General features: G+C 70.6%; 15 protein-coding genes. 10 read left to right on the forward strand and 5 right to left on the reverse strand.

Annotated features, from left to right (window positions below; translation table 11 throughout):
• Positions 1 to 52 precede the first annotated feature (52 nt).
• From KVS71_RS08480 to KVS71_RS08505, 6 genes are read left to right on the forward strand one after another with little or no spacing between them, the layout of a single operon-like run.
• Positions 53 to 1,096, forward strand: coding sequence for an ABC transporter permease (locus KVS71_RS08480; protein WP_060921166.1), 1,044 nt, complete (start codon positions 53 to 55; stop codon positions 1,094 to 1,096).
• The gene (locus KVS71_RS08485; protein ID WP_082749928.1) at positions 1,093 to 2,007 is read left to right on the forward strand and encodes an ABC transporter permease; all 915 of its coding nucleotides are present in this window, start codon (positions 1,093 to 1,095) and stop codon (positions 2,005 to 2,007) included. Before KVS71_RS08480 ends, KVS71_RS08485 begins: the two co-directional genes overlap by 4 nt.
• A gap of 1 nt (position 2,008) precedes the next feature.
• Positions 2,009 to 3,658: an ABC transporter ATP-binding protein gene (locus tag KVS71_RS08490; protein WP_217584335.1), complete on the forward strand. Its 1,650-nt coding sequence runs from the start codon at positions 2,009 to 2,011 to the stop codon at positions 3,656 to 3,658.
• A complete protein-coding gene (locus tag KVS71_RS08495; RefSeq protein ID WP_217584336.1) occupies positions 3,655 to 4,617 on the forward strand; it encodes an LD-carboxypeptidase in 963 nt (320 codons plus the stop codon). Before KVS71_RS08490 ends, KVS71_RS08495 begins: the two co-directional genes overlap by 4 nt.
• The gene (locus KVS71_RS08500) at positions 4,614 to 5,447 is read left to right on the forward strand and encodes a serine hydrolase (protein ID WP_217584337.1); all 834 of its coding nucleotides are present in this window, start codon (positions 4,614 to 4,616) and stop codon (positions 5,445 to 5,447) included. Before KVS71_RS08495 ends, KVS71_RS08500 begins: the two co-directional genes overlap by 4 nt.
• The gene (locus tag KVS71_RS08505; protein ID WP_217584338.1) at positions 5,444 to 6,256 is read left to right on the forward strand and encodes a serine hydrolase; all 813 of its coding nucleotides are present in this window, start codon (positions 5,444 to 5,446) and stop codon (positions 6,254 to 6,256) included. Before KVS71_RS08500 ends, KVS71_RS08505 begins: the two co-directional genes overlap by 4 nt.
• Positions 6,257 to 6,352: 96 nt before the next feature.
• Here the strand turns inward: KVS71_RS08505 and KVS71_RS08510 are convergent, their stop codons facing one another.
• The gene (locus KVS71_RS08510) at positions 6,353 to 7,402 is read right to left on the reverse strand and encodes a P1 family peptidase (RefSeq protein ID WP_217584339.1); all 1,050 of its coding nucleotides are present in this window, start codon (positions 7,400 to 7,402) and stop codon (positions 6,353 to 6,355) included.
• 157 nt (positions 7,403 to 7,559) lie between these two features.
• On the opposite strand from KVS71_RS08510, the gene valS reads away from it, so the two are divergent.
• A complete protein-coding gene (gene valS / locus KVS71_RS08515; protein WP_217584340.1) occupies positions 7,560 to 10,154 on the forward strand; it encodes a valine--tRNA ligase in 2,595 nt (864 codons plus the stop codon).
• On the forward strand, positions 10,154 to 10,363 hold the full coding sequence (locus KVS71_RS08520) for a hypothetical protein (protein WP_060921173.1): 210 nt from the start codon (positions 10,154 to 10,156) through the stop codon (positions 10,361 to 10,363). The genes valS and KVS71_RS08520 overlap by 1 nt, the downstream gene beginning before the upstream one ends.
• An 84-nt stretch (positions 10,364 to 10,447) precedes the next feature.
• Here KVS71_RS08520 and KVS71_RS08525 read toward each other — a convergent pair whose 3' ends face one another.
• The 4 genes from KVS71_RS08525 to tdh are packed head-to-tail and all read right to left on the reverse strand — an operon-like array spanning position 10,448 to position 13,561.
• Complete coding sequence (locus KVS71_RS08525; protein ID WP_060921174.1) at positions 10,448 to 10,666, reverse strand: hypothetical protein; 219 nt, start codon at positions 10,664 to 10,666, stop codon at positions 10,448 to 10,450.
• Positions 10,663 to 11,286, reverse strand: coding sequence for a transcriptional regulator (locus tag KVS71_RS08530; protein WP_060921175.1), 624 nt, complete (start codon positions 11,284 to 11,286; stop codon positions 10,663 to 10,665). Before KVS71_RS08530 ends, KVS71_RS08525 begins: the two co-directional genes overlap by 4 nt.
• 53 nt (positions 11,287 to 11,339) lie before the next feature.
• Positions 11,340 to 12,518 (reverse strand): glycine C-acetyltransferase, encoded by a 1,179-nt coding sequence (locus KVS71_RS08535; protein ID WP_060921176.1) that lies wholly within the window; start codon positions 12,516 to 12,518, stop codon positions 11,340 to 11,342.
• Positions 12,518 to 13,561 (reverse strand): L-threonine 3-dehydrogenase, encoded by a 1,044-nt coding sequence (tdh, locus tag KVS71_RS08540; RefSeq protein WP_217584341.1) that lies wholly within the window; start codon positions 13,559 to 13,561, stop codon positions 12,518 to 12,520. The genes KVS71_RS08535 and tdh overlap by 1 nt, the downstream gene beginning before the upstream one ends.
• Before the next feature lie 81 nt (positions 13,562 to 13,642).
• Between tdh and KVS71_RS08545 the strand changes: the two genes are divergently transcribed.
• Both KVS71_RS08545 and KVS71_RS08550 read left to right on the forward strand, forming a co-directional pair.
• Positions 13,643 to 14,575: a LysR family transcriptional regulator gene (locus KVS71_RS08545; RefSeq protein ID WP_217584342.1), complete on the forward strand. Its 933-nt coding sequence runs from the start codon at positions 13,643 to 13,645 to the stop codon at positions 14,573 to 14,575.
• 9 nt (positions 14,576 to 14,584) lie between these two features.
• Positions 14,585 to 16,636, forward strand: a complete 2,052-nt coding sequence (locus KVS71_RS08550; RefSeq protein WP_217584343.1) for a M3 family metallopeptidase — start codon at positions 14,585 to 14,587, stop codon at positions 16,634 to 16,636.
• The last annotated feature ends 16 nt before the right edge of the window (positions 16,637 to 16,652 follow it).

Genomic DNA, 16,652 nt, shown 5'->3' on the forward strand with positions numbered 1-16,652 from the left:
TGGCGGGCCTCCGCCCCCGCGGCGTCTCCCGGTCCGCTGTAAGGAGACCCCCATGTCCAACGCGGTACCCCCGTCCACCTCCGCCATCGCGACGAGCGCCGCGGCCGAGGAGCAGCCGAAGGGCGTCGGCGCCCTCCGCTACTTCCTGGTCAAGCTCGGCGGCGCGGCCATCAGCCTGGCGATGGTGATCCTCCTCGGATTCTTCGCCTTCAAGATCCTGCCGGGCGATCCGGTCGCCTCGATCGCCCGCGAGCGCGGGATGAGCGCCGAGCAGGCAGACCAGCTGCGCGAGCAGCTCGGTCTGAACAAGCCCCTGTGGCAGCAGTTCATCGACTACCTCGGCAACGTCTTCACCCTGAACTTCGGCACGAGCTACGTCTACCGCACGTCGGTGTCCGACCTCATCGGCCAGTACTTCTGGAACACGATCCTCCTCACCGGCACGGCGGCGATCATCGCGATCGCCCTCGGCCTCTGGCTCGGGCAGAAGGCGGCCTGGAAGCACGGCTCCACCTTCGACCGCATCGTCTCCGGCACGTCGCTCGTGTTCTGGTCGGTGCCGACCTTCTGGCTGGCCCTGCTGCTCCTGATGGTCTTCGGCGGCACGCTGCACTGGTTCCCGACCGGAGGCATGGTCTCCCCCAACCCGCCCACCGATCCGGTCGGCGCGGTCCTGGACGTGATCTCGCACATGGTGCTCCCGGTGATCACGATGGTCGCGGTCGTGTACGCGCAGTACCTCATGGTGATGCGCAGCTCGCTCCTCGAGGAGATGGGCGCCGACTACCTCACCACCGCTCGGGCCAAGGGCCTCCGAGAGGACCTCGTCCGCCGTCGGCACGCCGTTCCCAACGCCCTGCTGCCGACCGTCACCCTCGTCTTCATGCACATCGGCGGTCTCATCGCCGGGGCCGTCACGGTGGAGACGGTGTTCTCCTGGCCCGGGCTCGGGAAGCTCACCTTCGAGGCCATCTCCGGCCCCGACCTCCCGCTCCTGCAGGGCACCTTCGTGGTGTTCTCCACGATCATCATCGCGATGAACCTCATCGCGGACCTCATCTACCGGCAGCTCGACCCGAGGGTGAGGCGCGCATGACCACGGCAACCCCGACCATCCGTTCCCCCCGCGCCCTGGCGTGGCACCGCCGCGGCACCGCCTTCGTCGACTTCTGCCGGCAGTTCGCCCAGCACCGGGCGGGCATGGTGGGCCTCGTCTTCCTCGTGATCGTGGCCCTCATCGCGATCTTCGCCCCCGTGATCGCCCCCGCCAGCATGCTCGACGTCACGAAGCTTGTCGACGTGCAGCGCTTCGCCCCGCCGTCCTGGGAGCATCCCCTCGGCACCGACCATCAGGGTCGCGAGATCTGGGTCCGCATGGTGTGGGGCGCCCGGGTGTCCCTGCTCGTCGGCCTCGCCGCCACGGCGATGTCGATGATCATCGGCACCCTCGTCGGCCTCTCGGCGGGCCACTTCACCGGCTTCTTCGGGGGGCTGATGATGCGCATCATCGACTTCTTCCTCGTGCTGCCGTCGCTGATCCTCGCGATCGTGCTCTCGTCAGTGCTGAGCCGTGGCGTCTGGACGATCATCATCGCGATCGGCCTGACCTCCTGGGCCGGCACCGCCCGCGTCGTCCGCGCGCAGACCCTGTCCGTCGAATCGCGCGACTACATCGAACGCTCACGGGCCCTCGGTGCCGGGCACTGGCACATCATCATGAAGCACCTCCTCCCCGGGGTGCTGCCGCTCGTGCTCGCCAACACGACGCTCACCGTCGGCTCGGCGATCATCTCCGAATCCACCCTGGCGTTCCTCGGCCTCGGCGACACCACCCTGCAGTCGTGGGGCTCGATCCTGAAGAACGCGATGGACGTCTCCGCGGCGACCAGCGGCTACTGGTGGTACGTGCTCGTGCCGGGCATCGCCATCGTCCTCGTCGTGCTGTCGTTCACCTTGATGGGCCGCGCCGTCGAGAACATCACCAACCCGACGCTGAGGAGCCGCTGAGATGCCCGACCTGATCTTCGACGACGTCTCCATCACGTACCGCACCTCGGGGCGGTCGGGTCGGGACGAGGTGGCGGCCGTGCGCAACGTCTCGCTCACCCTCCCCGCCGGGCAGACGCTCGGCATCGCCGGCGAGTCCGGCTCCGGCAAGTCCACTCTCGCCATGAGCGTCCTGCGGCTCCTGCCGCGCAACGCCCGGCTCAGCGGCCGCGTGCTGCTCGGCGACCAGGACGTCGCCACGTTGTCCTTCGGGCAGCTGCGCGCCGTACGCTGGGCGCAGACGTCCATCGTGTTCCAGGGTGCGATGCACTCGCTCAACCCGGTCCGCACGGTGGGCTGGCAACTCCTGGAGGCGCTGGAGCTGCACGCCTCCGATCGATGGAAGGGCGAGAAGGCGCGCAAGGAGCGGGTGCGGGAGCTGCTCGACATCGTCGACCTGCCGCAGCAGAAGAGCGAGTCGTATCCGCACGAGCTCTCCGGCGGCCAGAAGCAGCGCGTCATGATCGCGATGGCCCTCGCCTGCGATCCCGAGGTCATCATCGCGGACGAGCCGACCACCGCGCTCGACGTGATCGTGCAGAAACAGATCCTCGACATGATCTCCCGTCTCGTGGCGGAGCGCGGCATCTCGATGCTCATGATCAGCCACGACCTCTCGGTGCTCGCCACGGCGTGCGACCGGATCGCCATCATGCGCGACGGGGAGCTCGTCGAGGTCGGCGAGAGCTACGCGGTCTGCACCACCCCGCAGGAGGCGTACACCCGCCAGCTCGCCGACGCCTTCCCCACGATCGGCGACCCGGCCTCCCGGATGGCCCCGGTGACCCGGCACGGCCGCGATGCGGACGACGTGCCGGAGATCATCCACGGCGACGAGGTGCTGCTGGAGGCCCGCGGAGTCAACGTCACCTACCGCTCCGGCGGGCGCCCCGTGCATGCGGTCCGCGACGTCGACCTCTCGGTGCGCAAAGGCGAGATCGTCGCGCTCGTCGGCCAGTCCGGCTCCGGCAAGTCGACCCTCGCCCGCGCACTCATGGGACTCCAGCCAGCCGACCCCGGGTCGCAGATCCTCTTCGACGGCGCACCGATCCCGTCGAAAGGACGCGACCTCGCGCGGTTCCGCTCGCAGGTGCAGCTCGTGCTGCAGGATCCGTGGGCGGCTTTGAACCCGAAGCACAGCGTGTACGAGTCCGTCGCCGAGGGGCTGCGTGTGCAGCGCTTCCCCGGCGACGAGCGCGAGCGGGTGGCGCAGAGCCTCGCCGATGCGGAGCTCACCCCGCCGGAGCGCTATTTCGGCGCCATCCCGCAGGAGCTCAGCGGCGGGCAGCGGCAGCGCGTCGTGATCGCCGGAGCGCTCGCCGTGCAGCCGCAGCTGCTCATCGCCGACGAACCCGTCGCCTCGCTCGACGCGTCAGTGCGCGGAGAGATCCTCGGCCTCCTGCTGGAGCTGCGTCGCCGCCTCGGGCTCTCGGCCCTCGTCATCACGCATGACCTCGGCCTGGCCTGGAACATCGCCCACACGGTCGCGGTGATGTACCACGGGCAGATCGTCGAGCACGGGCCCACCGAAGAGGTGCTGCTGAACCCGCAGCACGAGTACACCCGGCACCTGCTGTCCGCGGCGCCGCGCATCGAGGAGAAGACGGCATGAGCACCCTGACGGAGGCGGCGGTGTCGCCGTATCTCGACACGGCTCCCCTGCAGCCCGGAGACACGGTGGCGATCGTCTCGCCATCCGGTCCCGGCAACGAGGAGAACACGCAGCGCGCCGTCGGCTACTACGAGTCCTGGGGCCTGAAGGTCCGCGTGGGGTCGCACGTCCTCACGCCCCACCCGCGCGCGTCGTACCTCGCGGGGCCTGACGACCTCCGCCGCGCCGACCTCGTCGACGCCTGGCTCGATCCGGACGTGGACGCCGTCGTCACGGCACGCGGCGGCTACGGGGCCCTGCGCCTCCTCGACGGCATCGACTGGGCCGACATGCGCCGAGGGGCGCTGCGCAAGGACGGACGGCCGAAGCTGCTCACGGGCTCGTCCGACGTGACGGCGCTGCACGAGACGTGGCGTGCGCATCTCGACGTCGCGACGCTCTTCTGCCCGATGGCGGGCAACAACGTCTTCCGCGACTCGGAGCAGGTGCGCGACGACGTACAGCGCTGGCTCTTCGAACCCTGGCGCGGGCGGGAGCTCATCGGTCCGAAGACCGAGATCATGACGCCGGGTCGCGCCGAGGGACGCTTCACGGGCGGCAACCTCAGTCTGCTCGCCGCCGGACTCGGCGCCCCGGAGGCGGACGTCCCCGCCCCCGGCATCCTTTTCCTGGAGGACATCACGGAGGAGCCGTACCGCCTCGACAGCTTCGTCACGCAGCTCCGGCGCGCGGGCCGTCTCGCGCAGGCGACGGGCATCGTGCTCGGCTCCTGGCACGAGTGCGGCGACCTCGACCTCGTCCACGCGCTCATGCGGGACGAATTCCAGGACGCCGGCGTCCCCGTGCTGTGGGAGCAGGGCTTCGGCCACGACCCGCACGCCCTCACCATCCCGCTCGGTGTGGATGGGGTGCTGGACGCGACCGGCGACGAGCCCCGCCTCACGGTGGGACGGCCATGATCGCCCTTCCGCCCCTCGACCCCCGCGTCACCTGGTCGATCCGGCTCGTCGACGCCGGCAGCGGCGAGACCCTGGCCGAGCACGAGCCGCACACCCAGTGCGAGACCGCGAGCATCGGCAAGATCTTCCTGCTCCTCGAGGTCGCTCGGCGGCTGGAAACGGGCGCGCTCGCCGAGGACGACCGGATCGCGGTCCCGGACGAGCACCGCGTCGAGGACTCCGGGCTGCTGTACCGCATGCACGATCAGCGCATCACGGTCCACGACGCGGCGCTCCTCGTCGGGGCGGTGAGCGACAACCTCGCCACGAACGCCCTGATCCACCTCTGCGGTCTGGAGGAGGTGCGGGCCGTCGCCCCGGCGCTCGGGTACCGCGACACGGCGCTGCACGACTACATCCGCAACGAGCGCACCCCCGACCTGCCCTGGACCCCGTCGTTCGGCACGGCGGCCGAGCTATCCGACGTGATGCGCCGGCTCGGCGCCGGCGAGGCGTTCTCCCCCGCGGTGAGCGCCCGGGTGCTGGACTGGCTCGCCGCCGACACCGACACGTCGATGACCGCCGACGCCTTCCTGCTCGACCCCCTCGCCCACGTCGAGGCCGAGTATCAGGGCATGGTGCTGCGTCACAAGACCGGCAGCGTGAGCTTCGCCCGCGTCGACGTCGGACTGCTGCGGGGCCCGAGGGCCGCCGTCGCGTATGCGGTGGCGGCGAACTGGAAGGACTCCGCGGCCGACCTCCGCGCGCCCGTGCTCGACGACATGCGCGCCGTCGGCGAGCTCATCCGTGCGCACGTGACCGAGCGTGCACGGGACGAGGAGGACGTATGAGCGCGATCGACGTGGAGCTCCCCGACGAGAACGGCACCGTGTGGTCTGTCCTCGTCCAGGACATCGACTCGGGCGAGGTGCTGCTGCGCCATGACCCGGAGACGGTGTTGGACACGGCGAGCGTCGGCAAGATCTTCCTCCTGCACCGCCTCCTCGCCGAGGTGGACGCCGGTACGCGGACTCTCGACGAGCGCGTGACCCGACGGCCGGTCGAGGCGATCGAGGACTCCGGCCTCTGGTACCTGCTGCAGGCGTCCGAGCTGTCGTTGTACGACGTGGCCGCGCTCATCGGGGCCGTGAGCGACAACGCCGCGACCAACACGCTGGGCCGCGTCATCGGCATCCCGACCGTGCAGGAGCACACCCGCGCGCTCGGCTACACCGCCTCGGCCCTCGACGACATCGTGCGGTGGCCGATCCCGCCCGGGGCCCCGAAGACGCTGTCGCACGCCAACGCCGCGGAGCTCGTGCTCTTCATGTCGCGCCTGGCCGACGGGACCGATCTCTCCCCCGCCTCGGCCGACACGCTGCGCCGCTGGCTGGGCGCGGGCATGGACCTGTCGATGGTCGCGTCGGCGTTCGACCTCGATCCGCTCGCGCACTGGGGCTTCGATCGCGGCGTCTGGCTGCTGAACAAGACCGGCACGATCTCCCGCGTCCGCGCCGACACCGGGATCGTCATGTCCCCCACCCGCCGGATCGCCTACGCCGTCTTGGCGAACTGGGACCGGGGCGCCGACGGGCGCGGCCCCGTGCTGGCCGCCATGCGCCGCATCGGCGAGGGTATCCACGCCGCGCTCGCCGACTGACCTCAGTTCACAACTCAGGACATCCGGCGGCGGTCGGTACGACGCGCCGCTCCCGCGGCGCCGCCGACCCGGTTTCTCCTGAGTTGTGAACGCGGGTCAGACGACCCCGGCGCGAGCCAGGCATTCCTGCACCCGATCGATCGGTACCGCGTGCGCCGTCCGCCCCTCGGGGCCCACCGTCGTCTCCGCCGCGAGCACCGAGTTGACCAGGGCCTCCTCGACCGCGTCCATCGTCGCGGCGAAGAGCGGCGAGAGCTCGTCGTCCGCGGCCGGACCGCCGTCCGCCTGGTCGTGCACCGAGAAGGCGATCGCGTAGTCGCCGCTGCCCTGCGCATAGTCGGCGCCGACACCGCGCATCGCGAACACGGCCCGGTTGGCCACGCGGCCGAGCTGCCGCCCGTCGACGGGCGCGTCCGTCGCGACGACGATCATGCAGGAATTGCCGACGGGCTGTGCCGGAGCATCGGCGAGGAGTTCCTCCGCGGGCAGCGGGACGCCGGCGATCCGCAGCGTGCCGCTGAAGTTCGTCTGCACGAGCGCCCCCACGGTGCGCGGGCGCCCCGTGACCTCGACCAGCCGCGATGCCGTGCCGATGCCGCCCTTGTACCCGAGGGCGACGGTCCCGGCCCCGGCCCCCACGCCTCCCTCCGCGACCGCACCCGGAGCCGCCGTCGCCAGGGCCGCCGTCACCTGCTCCTCTCCGACGGCTCGGCGACGGATGTCGGAGAGGAATCCGTCGTTCGTCTCGCCCACCACCGGGTTCAACGTGGTCGTCCGTGCGTGCGCCGGCGTCGCCAGCAGGTGCCCGAGCAGCGCATCCGCGACGCGGAACACGGACAGCGTCGAGGTCAGCAGGATCGGCGTCTCCAGCGCGCCGAGCTCCCGGAGCTGCGTGGCGCCGACGAGTTTGCCGTAGCCGTTGCCCACGGAGAGGTTCGCGGGAAGGCTGCGGCGCTCGGCGGTGAGGGCGTCGGGGACGATCGCCGTCACGCCCGTGTGCAGACCGTCGCCGTGCAGCGTGGCGTGCCCCACCCGCACACCGCGGACGTCGGTGATCGCGTTCTCCGCGCCGCGCGGGAAGGCTCCGGACGGCACGCCGAGGTCGGCGAGACGGGGACGGGAGGACGAGGACGACGGCGGTGTCATGCTCCGATCCTTCCAGCGTCGAGGGGGCCGGCCGCAGCGCCGCGCCGGACGCTCCCCCGGGTCGAGCGCCCCGCCCGTGCGCTCGGTAGACTGGGCGGCACCACCCACACTCAGGCACGCTCACACAGTGCCGCATACATCGCTCGAGGAGACCTCCATGTCCGCCATTCCCGACAAGCCCGCACTCGAAGGTCTCGAAGCGAAGTGGGACGCCGCCTGGGCGGAGCAGGGCACATACCTGTTCGACCGTCTGCGCGCCGCCGAGCTCGGTCGTGAGGGCGTCTACTCGATCGACACCCCGCCGCCCACCGCCTCCGGGAGCCTCCACATCGGTCACGTGTTCTCCTACACGCACACCGACGTCAAGGCCCGGTACGAGCGCATGCGCGGCAAGACCGTGTTCTACCCGATGGGCTGGGACGACAACGGTCTGCCCACCGAGCGCCGCGTGCAGAACTACTACGGCGTGCGCTGCGACCCCTCGCTCCCCTACGACGCCGACTTCACCCCGCCGTTCGAGGGCGGCGACAACAAGTCGAGCCGGGCGGCCGACCAGCAGCCGATCAGCCGTCGCAACTTCATCGAGCTGTGCGAGCGCCTCACGATCGAGGACGAGAAGCAGTTCGAGGCGCTGTTCCGTCAGCTCGGACTGAGCGTGGACTGGACGCAGACGTACCGCACCATCTCCGACGACACGATCCGGCAGAGCCAGCTCGCCTTCCTCCGCAACATCGAGCGCGGCGAGGCGTACCAGGCTCTCGCGCCGACGCTGTGGGACATCGACTTCCGTTCCGCGATCGCGCAGGCCGAGCTCGAGGACCGCGACCAGCAGGCCGCGTACCACACGATCGAGTTCCCCTTCGCGGACGGCTCCGGCTCCATCGCGATCGACACCACCCGCCCGGAGCTCCTCCCCGCGTGCATCGCGATCGTGACTCACCCCGAGGGGCCGCACAAGCACCTCATCGGCACCAAGGTCCGCACGCCCTACTTCGGCGCCGAGATCGAGATCCACGGTCACCACCTCGCCCAGCCCGACAAGGGCACGGGCGCGGCGATGGTCTGCACCTTCGGCGACGTGACGGACATCATCTGGTGGCGCGAGCTGCGCACCGCCGCCGGCGAACCCCTGCCGAACATGACGACGATCGGCCTCGACGGCCGTTTCCTCGCCGAGGCCCCTTCGATCGTGGCCGACGCCGACGCCCGCGCCTGGTACGCGGAGAACGTGGCGGGCAAGACCGTCTTCAGCGCCCGCAAGGCGATCGTGGAGAAGCTGCAGGAGACCGGCGACATGACCGCCGTCGGCAAGCCCTTCCAGCACGCCGTGAAGTTCTTCGAGAAGGGTGACCGCCCGCTCGAGATCGTCTCGACCCGGCAGTGGTACATCCGCAACGGCGCCCGCGACGGCGAGCTGCGCGATCAGCTCCTCGCGCATGGTACCGAGCTGGCGTGGCACCCCGACTTCATGCGGGTCCGCTACGAGAACTGGGTCGGCGGCCTCACCGGCGACTGGCTCGTGTCCCGGCAGCGGTTCTTCGGCGTGCCGATCCCGCTCTGGTATGCGCTGGACGAGAACGGCGAGCGCGACTACGACCGCGTGCTCACCCCGGACGCGGCCGCGCTGCCCATCGACCCGACCACGGATGTGCCGGCCGGCTACACCGAGACCCAGCGCGGCGTGCCGGGCGGGTTCGACGCCGAGGCCGACATCCTCGACACGTGGGCGACCTCGTCGCTGACCCCGCAGCTCGCGGGCGGCTGGCAGCGGGACGAGGAGCTGTGGCAGCTCACCGCTCCGTTCGATCTGCGCCCGCAGGGACAGGACATCATCCGCACCTGGCTCTTCTCGACCATGCTGCGCTCCACGCTCGAAGACGGCCGCGCCCCGTGGAAGAACGCCGCCATCTCCGGCTTCATCGTCGACCCCGACCGCAAGAAGATGTCGAAGTCGAAGGGCAACGTGGTCACCCCGGCCGACGTGCTCGACGCCCACGGTTCGGACGCGGTGCGGTACTGGGCGGCGTCGAGCCGCCTCGGCATGGACGCGGCCTTCGACCCGCAGAACCCGACCCAGGTGAAGATCGGCCGGCGTCTCGCGATCAAGGTGCTCAACGCCGCCAAGTTCGTGCTGTCGTTCCCGGTGCCCGAGGGCGCGCAGGTGACCCACGCGCTCGACGCCTCGATGCTCACGGCACTCGACGGCGTGGTGGCCGAGGCGACCGCGGCCTTCGACCGGTATGACGCGGCGCGGGCGCTGGAGCTGACCGAGGCGTTCTTCTGGACGTTCTGCGACGACTACCTGGAGCTCGTGAAGGAGCGCGCCTACAACCAGAACGACGTGGGCCAGGCCTCGGCCGCCCTCGCGCTGCGTCTGGCGCTGTCCACGCTGCTCCGGCTGCTCGCACCGGTGCTCTCCTTCGCCACCGAGGAGGCCTGGTCGTGGTTCGAGGAAGGCTCCGTGCACACCGCCGCGTGGCCCGAGAAGCTCGGCATCGAGGGCGACCCGGCCGTGCTGGCCGCCGCGAGCGAGGCGCTCATCGGCATCCGACGCGCGAAGACCGAGGCGAAGGCATCGCAGAAGACCCCGGTCTCCCGTGCCGCCATCGCCGCTCCCGCCGCGAAGGTCGAGGCCCTGCGCGCCGCGGCGGACGACCTCCGCGCGGTCGGCCGCATCGCCGAGCTCGAGATCACCGAGGCGGAGGAGTTCGCGGTCATCGCGATCGAGCTCGCCCCGGTCGAGGCCTCCTGATGCAGCTCGGCACGCGATGGGCTACGGGTGCCCAGCCGCCGGCGTCCGTCCCCGAGGCGCTGCGTCCCGCCATCGCCGAGGTCGAGTCCCAGGGCCTCACCGGGCACTGGACCCTCACCTGGCTCGAGGGCCGCGCGATCGCGGAGCTCGACGCCGGCTGGGAGGTCCTCCAGACCCCCTCCGGCGACGTCGTCGCCCGCCCCTTCTGATCGCCGAGACCCCGCTTCATCGTCGAGACCCCCTCCGTCCCGCGCGGGAAGGAGGGGGTCTCGCCGCGTACCCGGGGTCTCGGGTCAGCGGCGCGGGGCTCCGAGCTGCGCGAGGAGATGATCCACGGCATGCGGGTCGTGGCGGCGGGCCTGCTGTTCGCGGAGGAGGTCGAGGGCGAGGGTCCGACGCTGGGCGCGCCGCTCGATCCGGTGCTCGACCCCGGCGGTGACCCGGTCGGCGAGGCGCAGCAGGCCGCGCTCCGTCCGTGTGGGACTGACGAGGCGCAGGGTCGCGGCGGTCATGATGCCTCCGTCGTCTCGCCCGCACCGGCGAGGGCCTCCCGCGGCGACGTCGGCAGGTCGAACAGCTCGGCCCGCACGGAGACCCGTCGGACGTCGGGCCCGGTCTGACCCCGATAGCGTTCGATGGCCTGCTCGATGAGATCCTCGATCTCCTGCCGCAGCGCCATGGCCTGCGCCGGCGTGACGTCGAGGTGCGTCGTGATGGTGATGCCGACGTCGCGCCACCCCTCGGGAACGTCCGACTCCGGGCGGTTGAGGTACTGCATCAAGGTCTCGTGCCGGAGCCGGAAGAACTCCGACGTGACGATCTGCGCCGCGGCACGGTTGGCCGGCGACATCTGCTCGTCCGGGCCCGGCACATCGATGCGTCCCTTCGGACGCTCCCACCATCGCTCCCGTGCCGTACCACGGCCTTCCACCTCGCGGATGAGGTCGTGGGCCGCGAGAGCGCGGAGGTGATAGCTGGTGGATCCCGAGGTCTCCCCCACGAGGGCTGCGAGAGAGCTGGCCGTCTGGGGACCACGAGAGGCGAGCAGATCGAAGATCTTGACCCGCAGCGGATGCGCGAGCGCTTTGAGCGCCCCTGCATCCAGCGTCCGTACCTGCGTCTCGTTCGTCATGATGCAAAGATACGCTTGCAAACAACTCTTTGCAAGCGTTTCTTTGCATCCAGTCAACCTACGGTATCCCGGGCCGCGACGAAGGCCGCCACGCAGCGCTCCACCTGGTCGGGCGTGTGCGCTGCGGAGAGCTGCACCCGGATGCGCGCCTTGCCCCGCGGCACGACCGGGAAGCTGAACGCCGTCACGTAGACACCCTGGTCCTGCATCGCCGCGGCGATCCGGGCGGTGAGGGCGGCGTCGCCGAACATGACCGGGACGATCGGATGCTCGCCCGGAAGCAGGTCGAAGCCCTCCTCCGCCATCCGAGCGCGGAACAGGGCCGCGTTGTCGCGGAGCCGCGCCCGGAGGTCGGCCGACCCCTCGACCAGGTCGAGCGCGGTCAGCGTTCCGGCCACGATGGCCGGAGCGAGGGTGTTCGAGAACAGGTACGGACGGGAGCGCTGACGCAACAACGCGACGATCTCCGCGTGGGAGGCGACGTACCCGCCGGAGGCGCCGCCCAGTGCCTTGCCGAACGTGCCGGTGTAGATGTCCACGCGATCCGCGACGCCGCACAGCTCGGGGGTTCCGCGCCCGTTGTCGCCGACGAAGCCGACCGCGTGCGAGTCGTCAACGAAGACGAGGGCGTCGTAGCGCTCCGCGAGGTCGCAGATCTCGGCCAGCGGCGCGATGTAGCCGTCCATCGAGAAGACACCGTCGGTCACGATCACGCGGAACCGGGCATCGGCGGCCGCCCGCAGCTGCTCCTCCAGATCCGCCATGTCGCGATTGCGGTAGCGGAGCCGGCGCGCCTTGGACAGCCGGATCCCGTCGATGATGGACGCGTGGTTCAACTCGTCCGAGATGATCGCGTCCTCGACGGAGAACAGCGTCTCGAAGACACCGCCGTTCGCGTCGAAGCAGGAGGAGTAGAGGATCGCGTCATCGGTGCCGAGGAAGTCCGCGAGCCGACGCTCCAGTTCGAGGTGCTGCTCCTGCGTGCCGCAGATGAAGCGGACGCTCGCGAGCCCGTACCCCCACTCGTCCAGGGCCGTCCGGGCCGCAGCGAGGATGCGCGGGTCGTCGGCCAGCCCCAGGTAGTTGTTGGCGCAGAAGTTGAGCACCTCGGCGCCGTCGGCCGTGATCTCCGCCCGCTGCGGTCCGTGGATGCCGCGCTCGTGCTTGGTGAGCCCCGCCTCCTCGATTCCCGCCAGCTCCTGCGCCACATGGTCCTTGAAGGTCGCGTACATCACAGCTCCGTCCAGTCGAGGATGATCTTGCCCGTGCCGGCGGACTCCGCCGCCGCGAATCCGCGCTCCCAGTCGCGCGCCGGTACGACCTCGGCGATCACCCGACCGATCGCTTCGCGCAACGTCGCACTGGTCTGCAGCATCGCCCCCATGGCGTTCCATGTCTCGAACATCTCCCGGCCGTAGATCCCGGTGATCGTGAGCATGTGCGTGACGAGCTTGCCCCAGTCGATGTCGAATCCGGTCGACGGCAGCCCGAGCATGGCGATGCGTCCTCCGTGGTTCATGTTGTCGATCATCGCCGGGAGCGCCGACGCCGCGCCGCTCATCTCGAAGCCGATGTCGAAACCCTCGCGCATGCCGAGCGCCCGCTGCGCGTCGCGGATCTCCTGGCGGGAGACGTCGACGACCTCGTCGGCTCCCATCCCGCGCGCCATCTCCAGGCGCGGCGCGCTCACATCGGTCCCGACGATGAAGCGGGCGCCCGCATGCCGGGCGACGGCGATCGCCATCAGGCCGATCGGACCGCACCCGGTGACGAGCACGTCCTCACCGACGAGCGGGAAGCGGAGGGCGGTGTGCACGGCGTTGCCGAGCGGGTCGAAGATCGCGCCGAGCTCCGGGGTGACCTCGGCGTGGTGGACCCACACGTTCGTCGCCGGCAGCGAGAGGTACTCGGCGAAGGCGCCGTCGCGCTGCAGCCCGAGTCCGATCGTGCGGATGCACATCTGCCGCCGTCCGGCACGGCAGTTCCGGCAGGTGCCGCAGACGATGTGTCCCTCGCCGGAGACCCGGTCGCCGACCGCGATGTCGTGGACAAGCGGCCCGACCTCGACGACTTCCCCGTAGAACTCGTGTCCCGGGATGAGGGGAGCGGCGATCGCGGAGGCCGCCCAATCGTCCCAGCGCCGGATGTGCAGATCGGTTCCGCAGATGCCGGTGCGGAGGACGCGGATGACGACCTCGCCGGGGCCTGCCATCGGGTCGGGGCGTTCCACGAGCGCGAGGCCGGCGCCGGGTTCCTCCTTGAACAGAGCTCTCATGCTCCGATCTCATCGCATCCGACGGTGTAGATCAATCGGCAGATTCTGCACTGTCTGTGTAGCCTGCACTAAACTTTTCGCGTGGAACTCCATCAGCTCCAGATCCTCCGCGAACTCGGGGCCCTGGGAAGTATGACCGCCGTCGCCGAGGCCCTCCGGGTCACCCCGTCCGCCGTCTCGCAGCAGCTCACCGCGCTGCAGCGCTCCTTCCCGGCACCGCTCACCCGCCGCCAGGGCCGCACGCTCGTGCTGACGTCCGCCGGCGAGATCCTCGCGGCGGCCGGGGCTGAGGCCATCGACGCGATGGCCGCGGCGCGCCACGCGCTGGATGACTTCGAGGGCGCGGCGACGGGAGAGGTGAGCATCAGCGGCTTCCACAGCGTCGGTCAGGCGCTCTTCGGCCCGCTCGTCCGGGAGTTGTCCGGGATGGAGCACGCCCCGACCGTGCGCCTCACGGATGAAGACGTCGCACAGAGCGAGTTCCCCGGACTCACCGCGCGGTACGACCTCGTCCTCGCCCATCGGATGGAGCATTCCGCGCCGTGGCCGACCGAGGGTGTCCGCGCCGTGGGTCTCGTCCGGGAACCCCTGGACGTCGCCGTCGCCGCCGACCACCCTCTCGCCGATCGCCGCAGCCTCTCGCCGGACGAGATCGCCGACGAGCAGTGGGTGACGAGCCGTGTGGGATACTCCCCTGACGACGTGCTCCGCGCCGTCGCCGCCGTCGCCCGCCGCCCGGTCGAGGTCCGGCACCGCATCAACGACTACGGTGCGGTGTCGGCGGTGGTCGCGGCCGGCGGCGTTCTGGGGATGCTCCCGCGATTCACCTCGCGCAGCGTCGACGATCACGACATCGCGCGCATCCCCCTCCGAGGCGTGAGCACGCACCGCATGATCGACGTCCTCGCACGGCCGGAGAACCTGCGCCGCCGCTCCGTGCGCGTCGTCCTCGATGCCCTGCGACAGGTGATGACCCGTCTGAGCGCGGAGCGCTCCGGCGACGGCGGTGGCTAGGCTCGGAGGATGAGCGACGCCATGAACCCGCTGCTGCAGCCGTCGACCTTCCCCTTCGGGCTCCCGGACTATCGGGCCATCCGTCCGGAGCACTACCTCCCCGCCTTCCGGGCCGGGTTCGCGGAGCAGCTCGCCGAGGTCGCGAACATCACCCGTGTGCGGTCGATGCCGACGTTCGAGAACACCCTCGAGGCGCTGGAGAGGTCCGGCGCGCTCCTCGACCGGGTGGCGCACGCGTTCTACACGGTGAGCTCCGCCGATGCCACGCCGGAGATCCAGGCGATCGACGAGGAGCTCGCGCCGCTCATGGCCGCCCACCAGGATGCGATCACGCTCGATGCGGCGCTCTACGCGCGCGTGGCCCACGTGTATGAGCAACGCGACACCCTCGACCTCGATCCTGAGCAGCGCTACCTCGTGGAGCGCTACCACCGCGAGATGACGCATGCCGGCGCCGCGCTCGACGACGAGGCGAAGGCGCAGCTCACGGCTCTGAACCAGAAGCTGTCCGTGCTCACGAACACCTTCGAGCGGAATCTGCTGAGCGATACGAACGACCTCGCCGTGGTCTTCGACGCCGCCGCCGAACTGGAGGGCCTCAGCGCCGGCGAGCTGTCCGCCGCCGCACGCGCCGCGGCCGACCGCGGGCTCGACGGCCGCTTCCTCCTCACCCTGCCGCTGTTCACCGGCCATCCGGCCCTCGCACGGCTGGCGGTGCGGGAATCCCGTCGCCGGATCATGGCGGCGTCGCGCGCGCGGGGTTCGCGCGACAACGGCAACGACAACCGCCCCGTACTGCGCGAGATCGTGCGCCTCCGCGCCGAGCGCGCGCGCCTCCTCGGCTACGTCTCGCATGCCGCGTACGTCACCGCCGACGAGACGGCGGGCTCCCCCGAGGCCGTCGAGCGGATGCTGCGCCGATTGTCCGCGCCGTCCGCGCGTAACGCCCGCACCGAACGGGACGCGCTCCAGGCGATCGTCGACGAGACCGAACCGGACCCCTTCCCCGTGGAAGCCCACGACTGGGCGTTCTACACCGAGCGCGTGCGCACCGCCCGCTACGCCATCGACACCGCCGCCCTGCGCCCCTGGTTCGAGGCGGAGCGCGTGCTGCAGGACGGCGTGTTCTTCGCGGCGAACCGCCTGTACGGGGTGACCTTCCACGAACGGCACGACCTCGCTGCCTACCACCCGCAGGCCCGCGTCTTCGAGGTGCGCAACGCCGACGACTCCCCACTCGGGCTCTACGTGCTCGACCTCTACACCCGCGACTCCAAGCGCGGCGGCGCCTGGATGAACGCGATCGTCAGCCAGTCCCGTCTGCGCGGCAGCGCCCCGGTCGTGGTCAACAACCTCAACGTCCCGCAGCCCGGGGACGGCGAGCCCACGTTGCTGACGCTCGACGAGGTGACGACGCTGTTCCACGAGTTCGGGCACGCTCTGCACGGCCTGTTCGCCACGGTGACCTACCCGCACTTCGCCGGGACCAACGTGTTCCGCGACTTCGTCGAGTTCCCGAGCCAGGTGAACGAGATGTGGATCCTCTGGCCCGAGGTCCTCGACCACTACGCCCGGCACCATGAGACCAGCGAGCCGCTGGATCCCGCCATCGTGGCGCGGCTGCGGGACACCGCGACCTTCGACCAGGGCCACGCGACCAGCGAGTACCTGGCCGCGGCGTGGCTGGATCAGGCGTGGCACCGGCTCTCCGTCGACGACGCAGTGGACGATGTCGCCGACTTCGAGGCGGCCGCACTGGCGGACATCGGCCTCGACGATCCCGCCGTCCCGACCCGGTACTCCTCCACCTACTTCGCCCACGTCTTCTCCGGCGGCTACAGCGCCGGGTACTACTCGTACATCTGGAGTGAGGTGCTCGACGCCGACACCGTGGAGTGGTTCCGGGAGAACGGCGGCCTCACCCGCACCAATGGAGACCGCTTCCGCGACCGGCTGCTCGGCGTCGGCGGCTCAAAGGACCCGCTGGCCGCCTACCGCGACTTCCGCGGTCGAGACGCCGAGATCGAGCCGCTCCTGAAACGCCGTGGACTCGATTCCTGAGTCGTGAGACCCTGAG

This window comes from Microbacterium sp. GbtcB4, assembly GCF_019091465.1.
GTDB classification, from domain to species: Bacteria; Actinomycetota; Actinomycetes; order Actinomycetales; family Microbacteriaceae; genus Microbacterium; species Microbacterium paraoxydans.

Excerpts from the sequence above, each read along its gene's own strand:
- KVS71_RS08480 (WP_060921166.1), top strand. The coding sequence starts at position 53 with ATGTCCAACGCGGTACCCCCGTCCACCTCCGCCATCGCGACGAGCGCC.
- KVS71_RS08490 (WP_217584335.1), top strand. The coding sequence starts at position 2,009 with ATGCCCGACCTGATCTTCGACGACGTCTCCATCACGTACCGCACCTCG.
- KVS71_RS08535 (WP_060921176.1), bottom strand. The coding sequence starts at position 12,518 with ATGTACGCGACCTTCAAGGACCATGTGGCGCAGGAGCTGGCGGGAATC.
- KVS71_RS08495 (WP_217584336.1), top strand. The coding sequence starts at position 3,655 with ATGAGCACCCTGACGGAGGCGGCGGTGTCGCCGTATCTCGACACGGCT.
- KVS71_RS08485 (WP_082749928.1), top strand. The coding sequence starts at position 1,093 with ATGACCACGGCAACCCCGACCATCCGTTCCCCCCGCGCCCTGGCGTGG.
- valS (WP_217584340.1), top strand. The coding sequence starts at position 7,560 with ATGTCCGCCATTCCCGACAAGCCCGCACTCGAAGGTCTCGAAGCGAAG.
- KVS71_RS08550 (WP_217584343.1), top strand. The coding sequence starts at position 14,585 with ATGAGCGACGCCATGAACCCGCTGCTGCAGCCGTCGACCTTCCCCTTC.
- KVS71_RS08525 (WP_060921174.1), bottom strand. The coding sequence starts at position 10,666 with ATGACCGCCGCGACCCTGCGCCTCGTCAGTCCCACACGGACGGAGCGC.
- KVS71_RS08505 (WP_217584338.1), top strand. The coding sequence starts at position 5,444 with ATGAGCGCGATCGACGTGGAGCTCCCCGACGAGAACGGCACCGTGTGG.
- tdh (WP_217584341.1), bottom strand. The coding sequence starts at position 13,561 with ATGAGAGCTCTGTTCAAGGAGGAACCCGGCGCCGGCCTCGCGCTCGTG.
- KVS71_RS08500 (WP_217584337.1), top strand. The coding sequence starts at position 4,614 with ATGATCGCCCTTCCGCCCCTCGACCCCCGCGTCACCTGGTCGATCCGG.
- KVS71_RS08530 (WP_060921175.1), bottom strand. The coding sequence starts at position 11,286 with ATGACGAACGAGACGCAGGTACGGACGCTGGATGCAGGGGCGCTCAAA.
- KVS71_RS08510 (WP_217584339.1), bottom strand. The coding sequence starts at position 7,402 with ATGACACCGCCGTCGTCCTCGTCCTCCCGTCCCCGTCTCGCCGACCTC.
- KVS71_RS08520 (WP_060921173.1), top strand. The coding sequence starts at position 10,154 with ATGCAGCTCGGCACGCGATGGGCTACGGGTGCCCAGCCGCCGGCGTCC.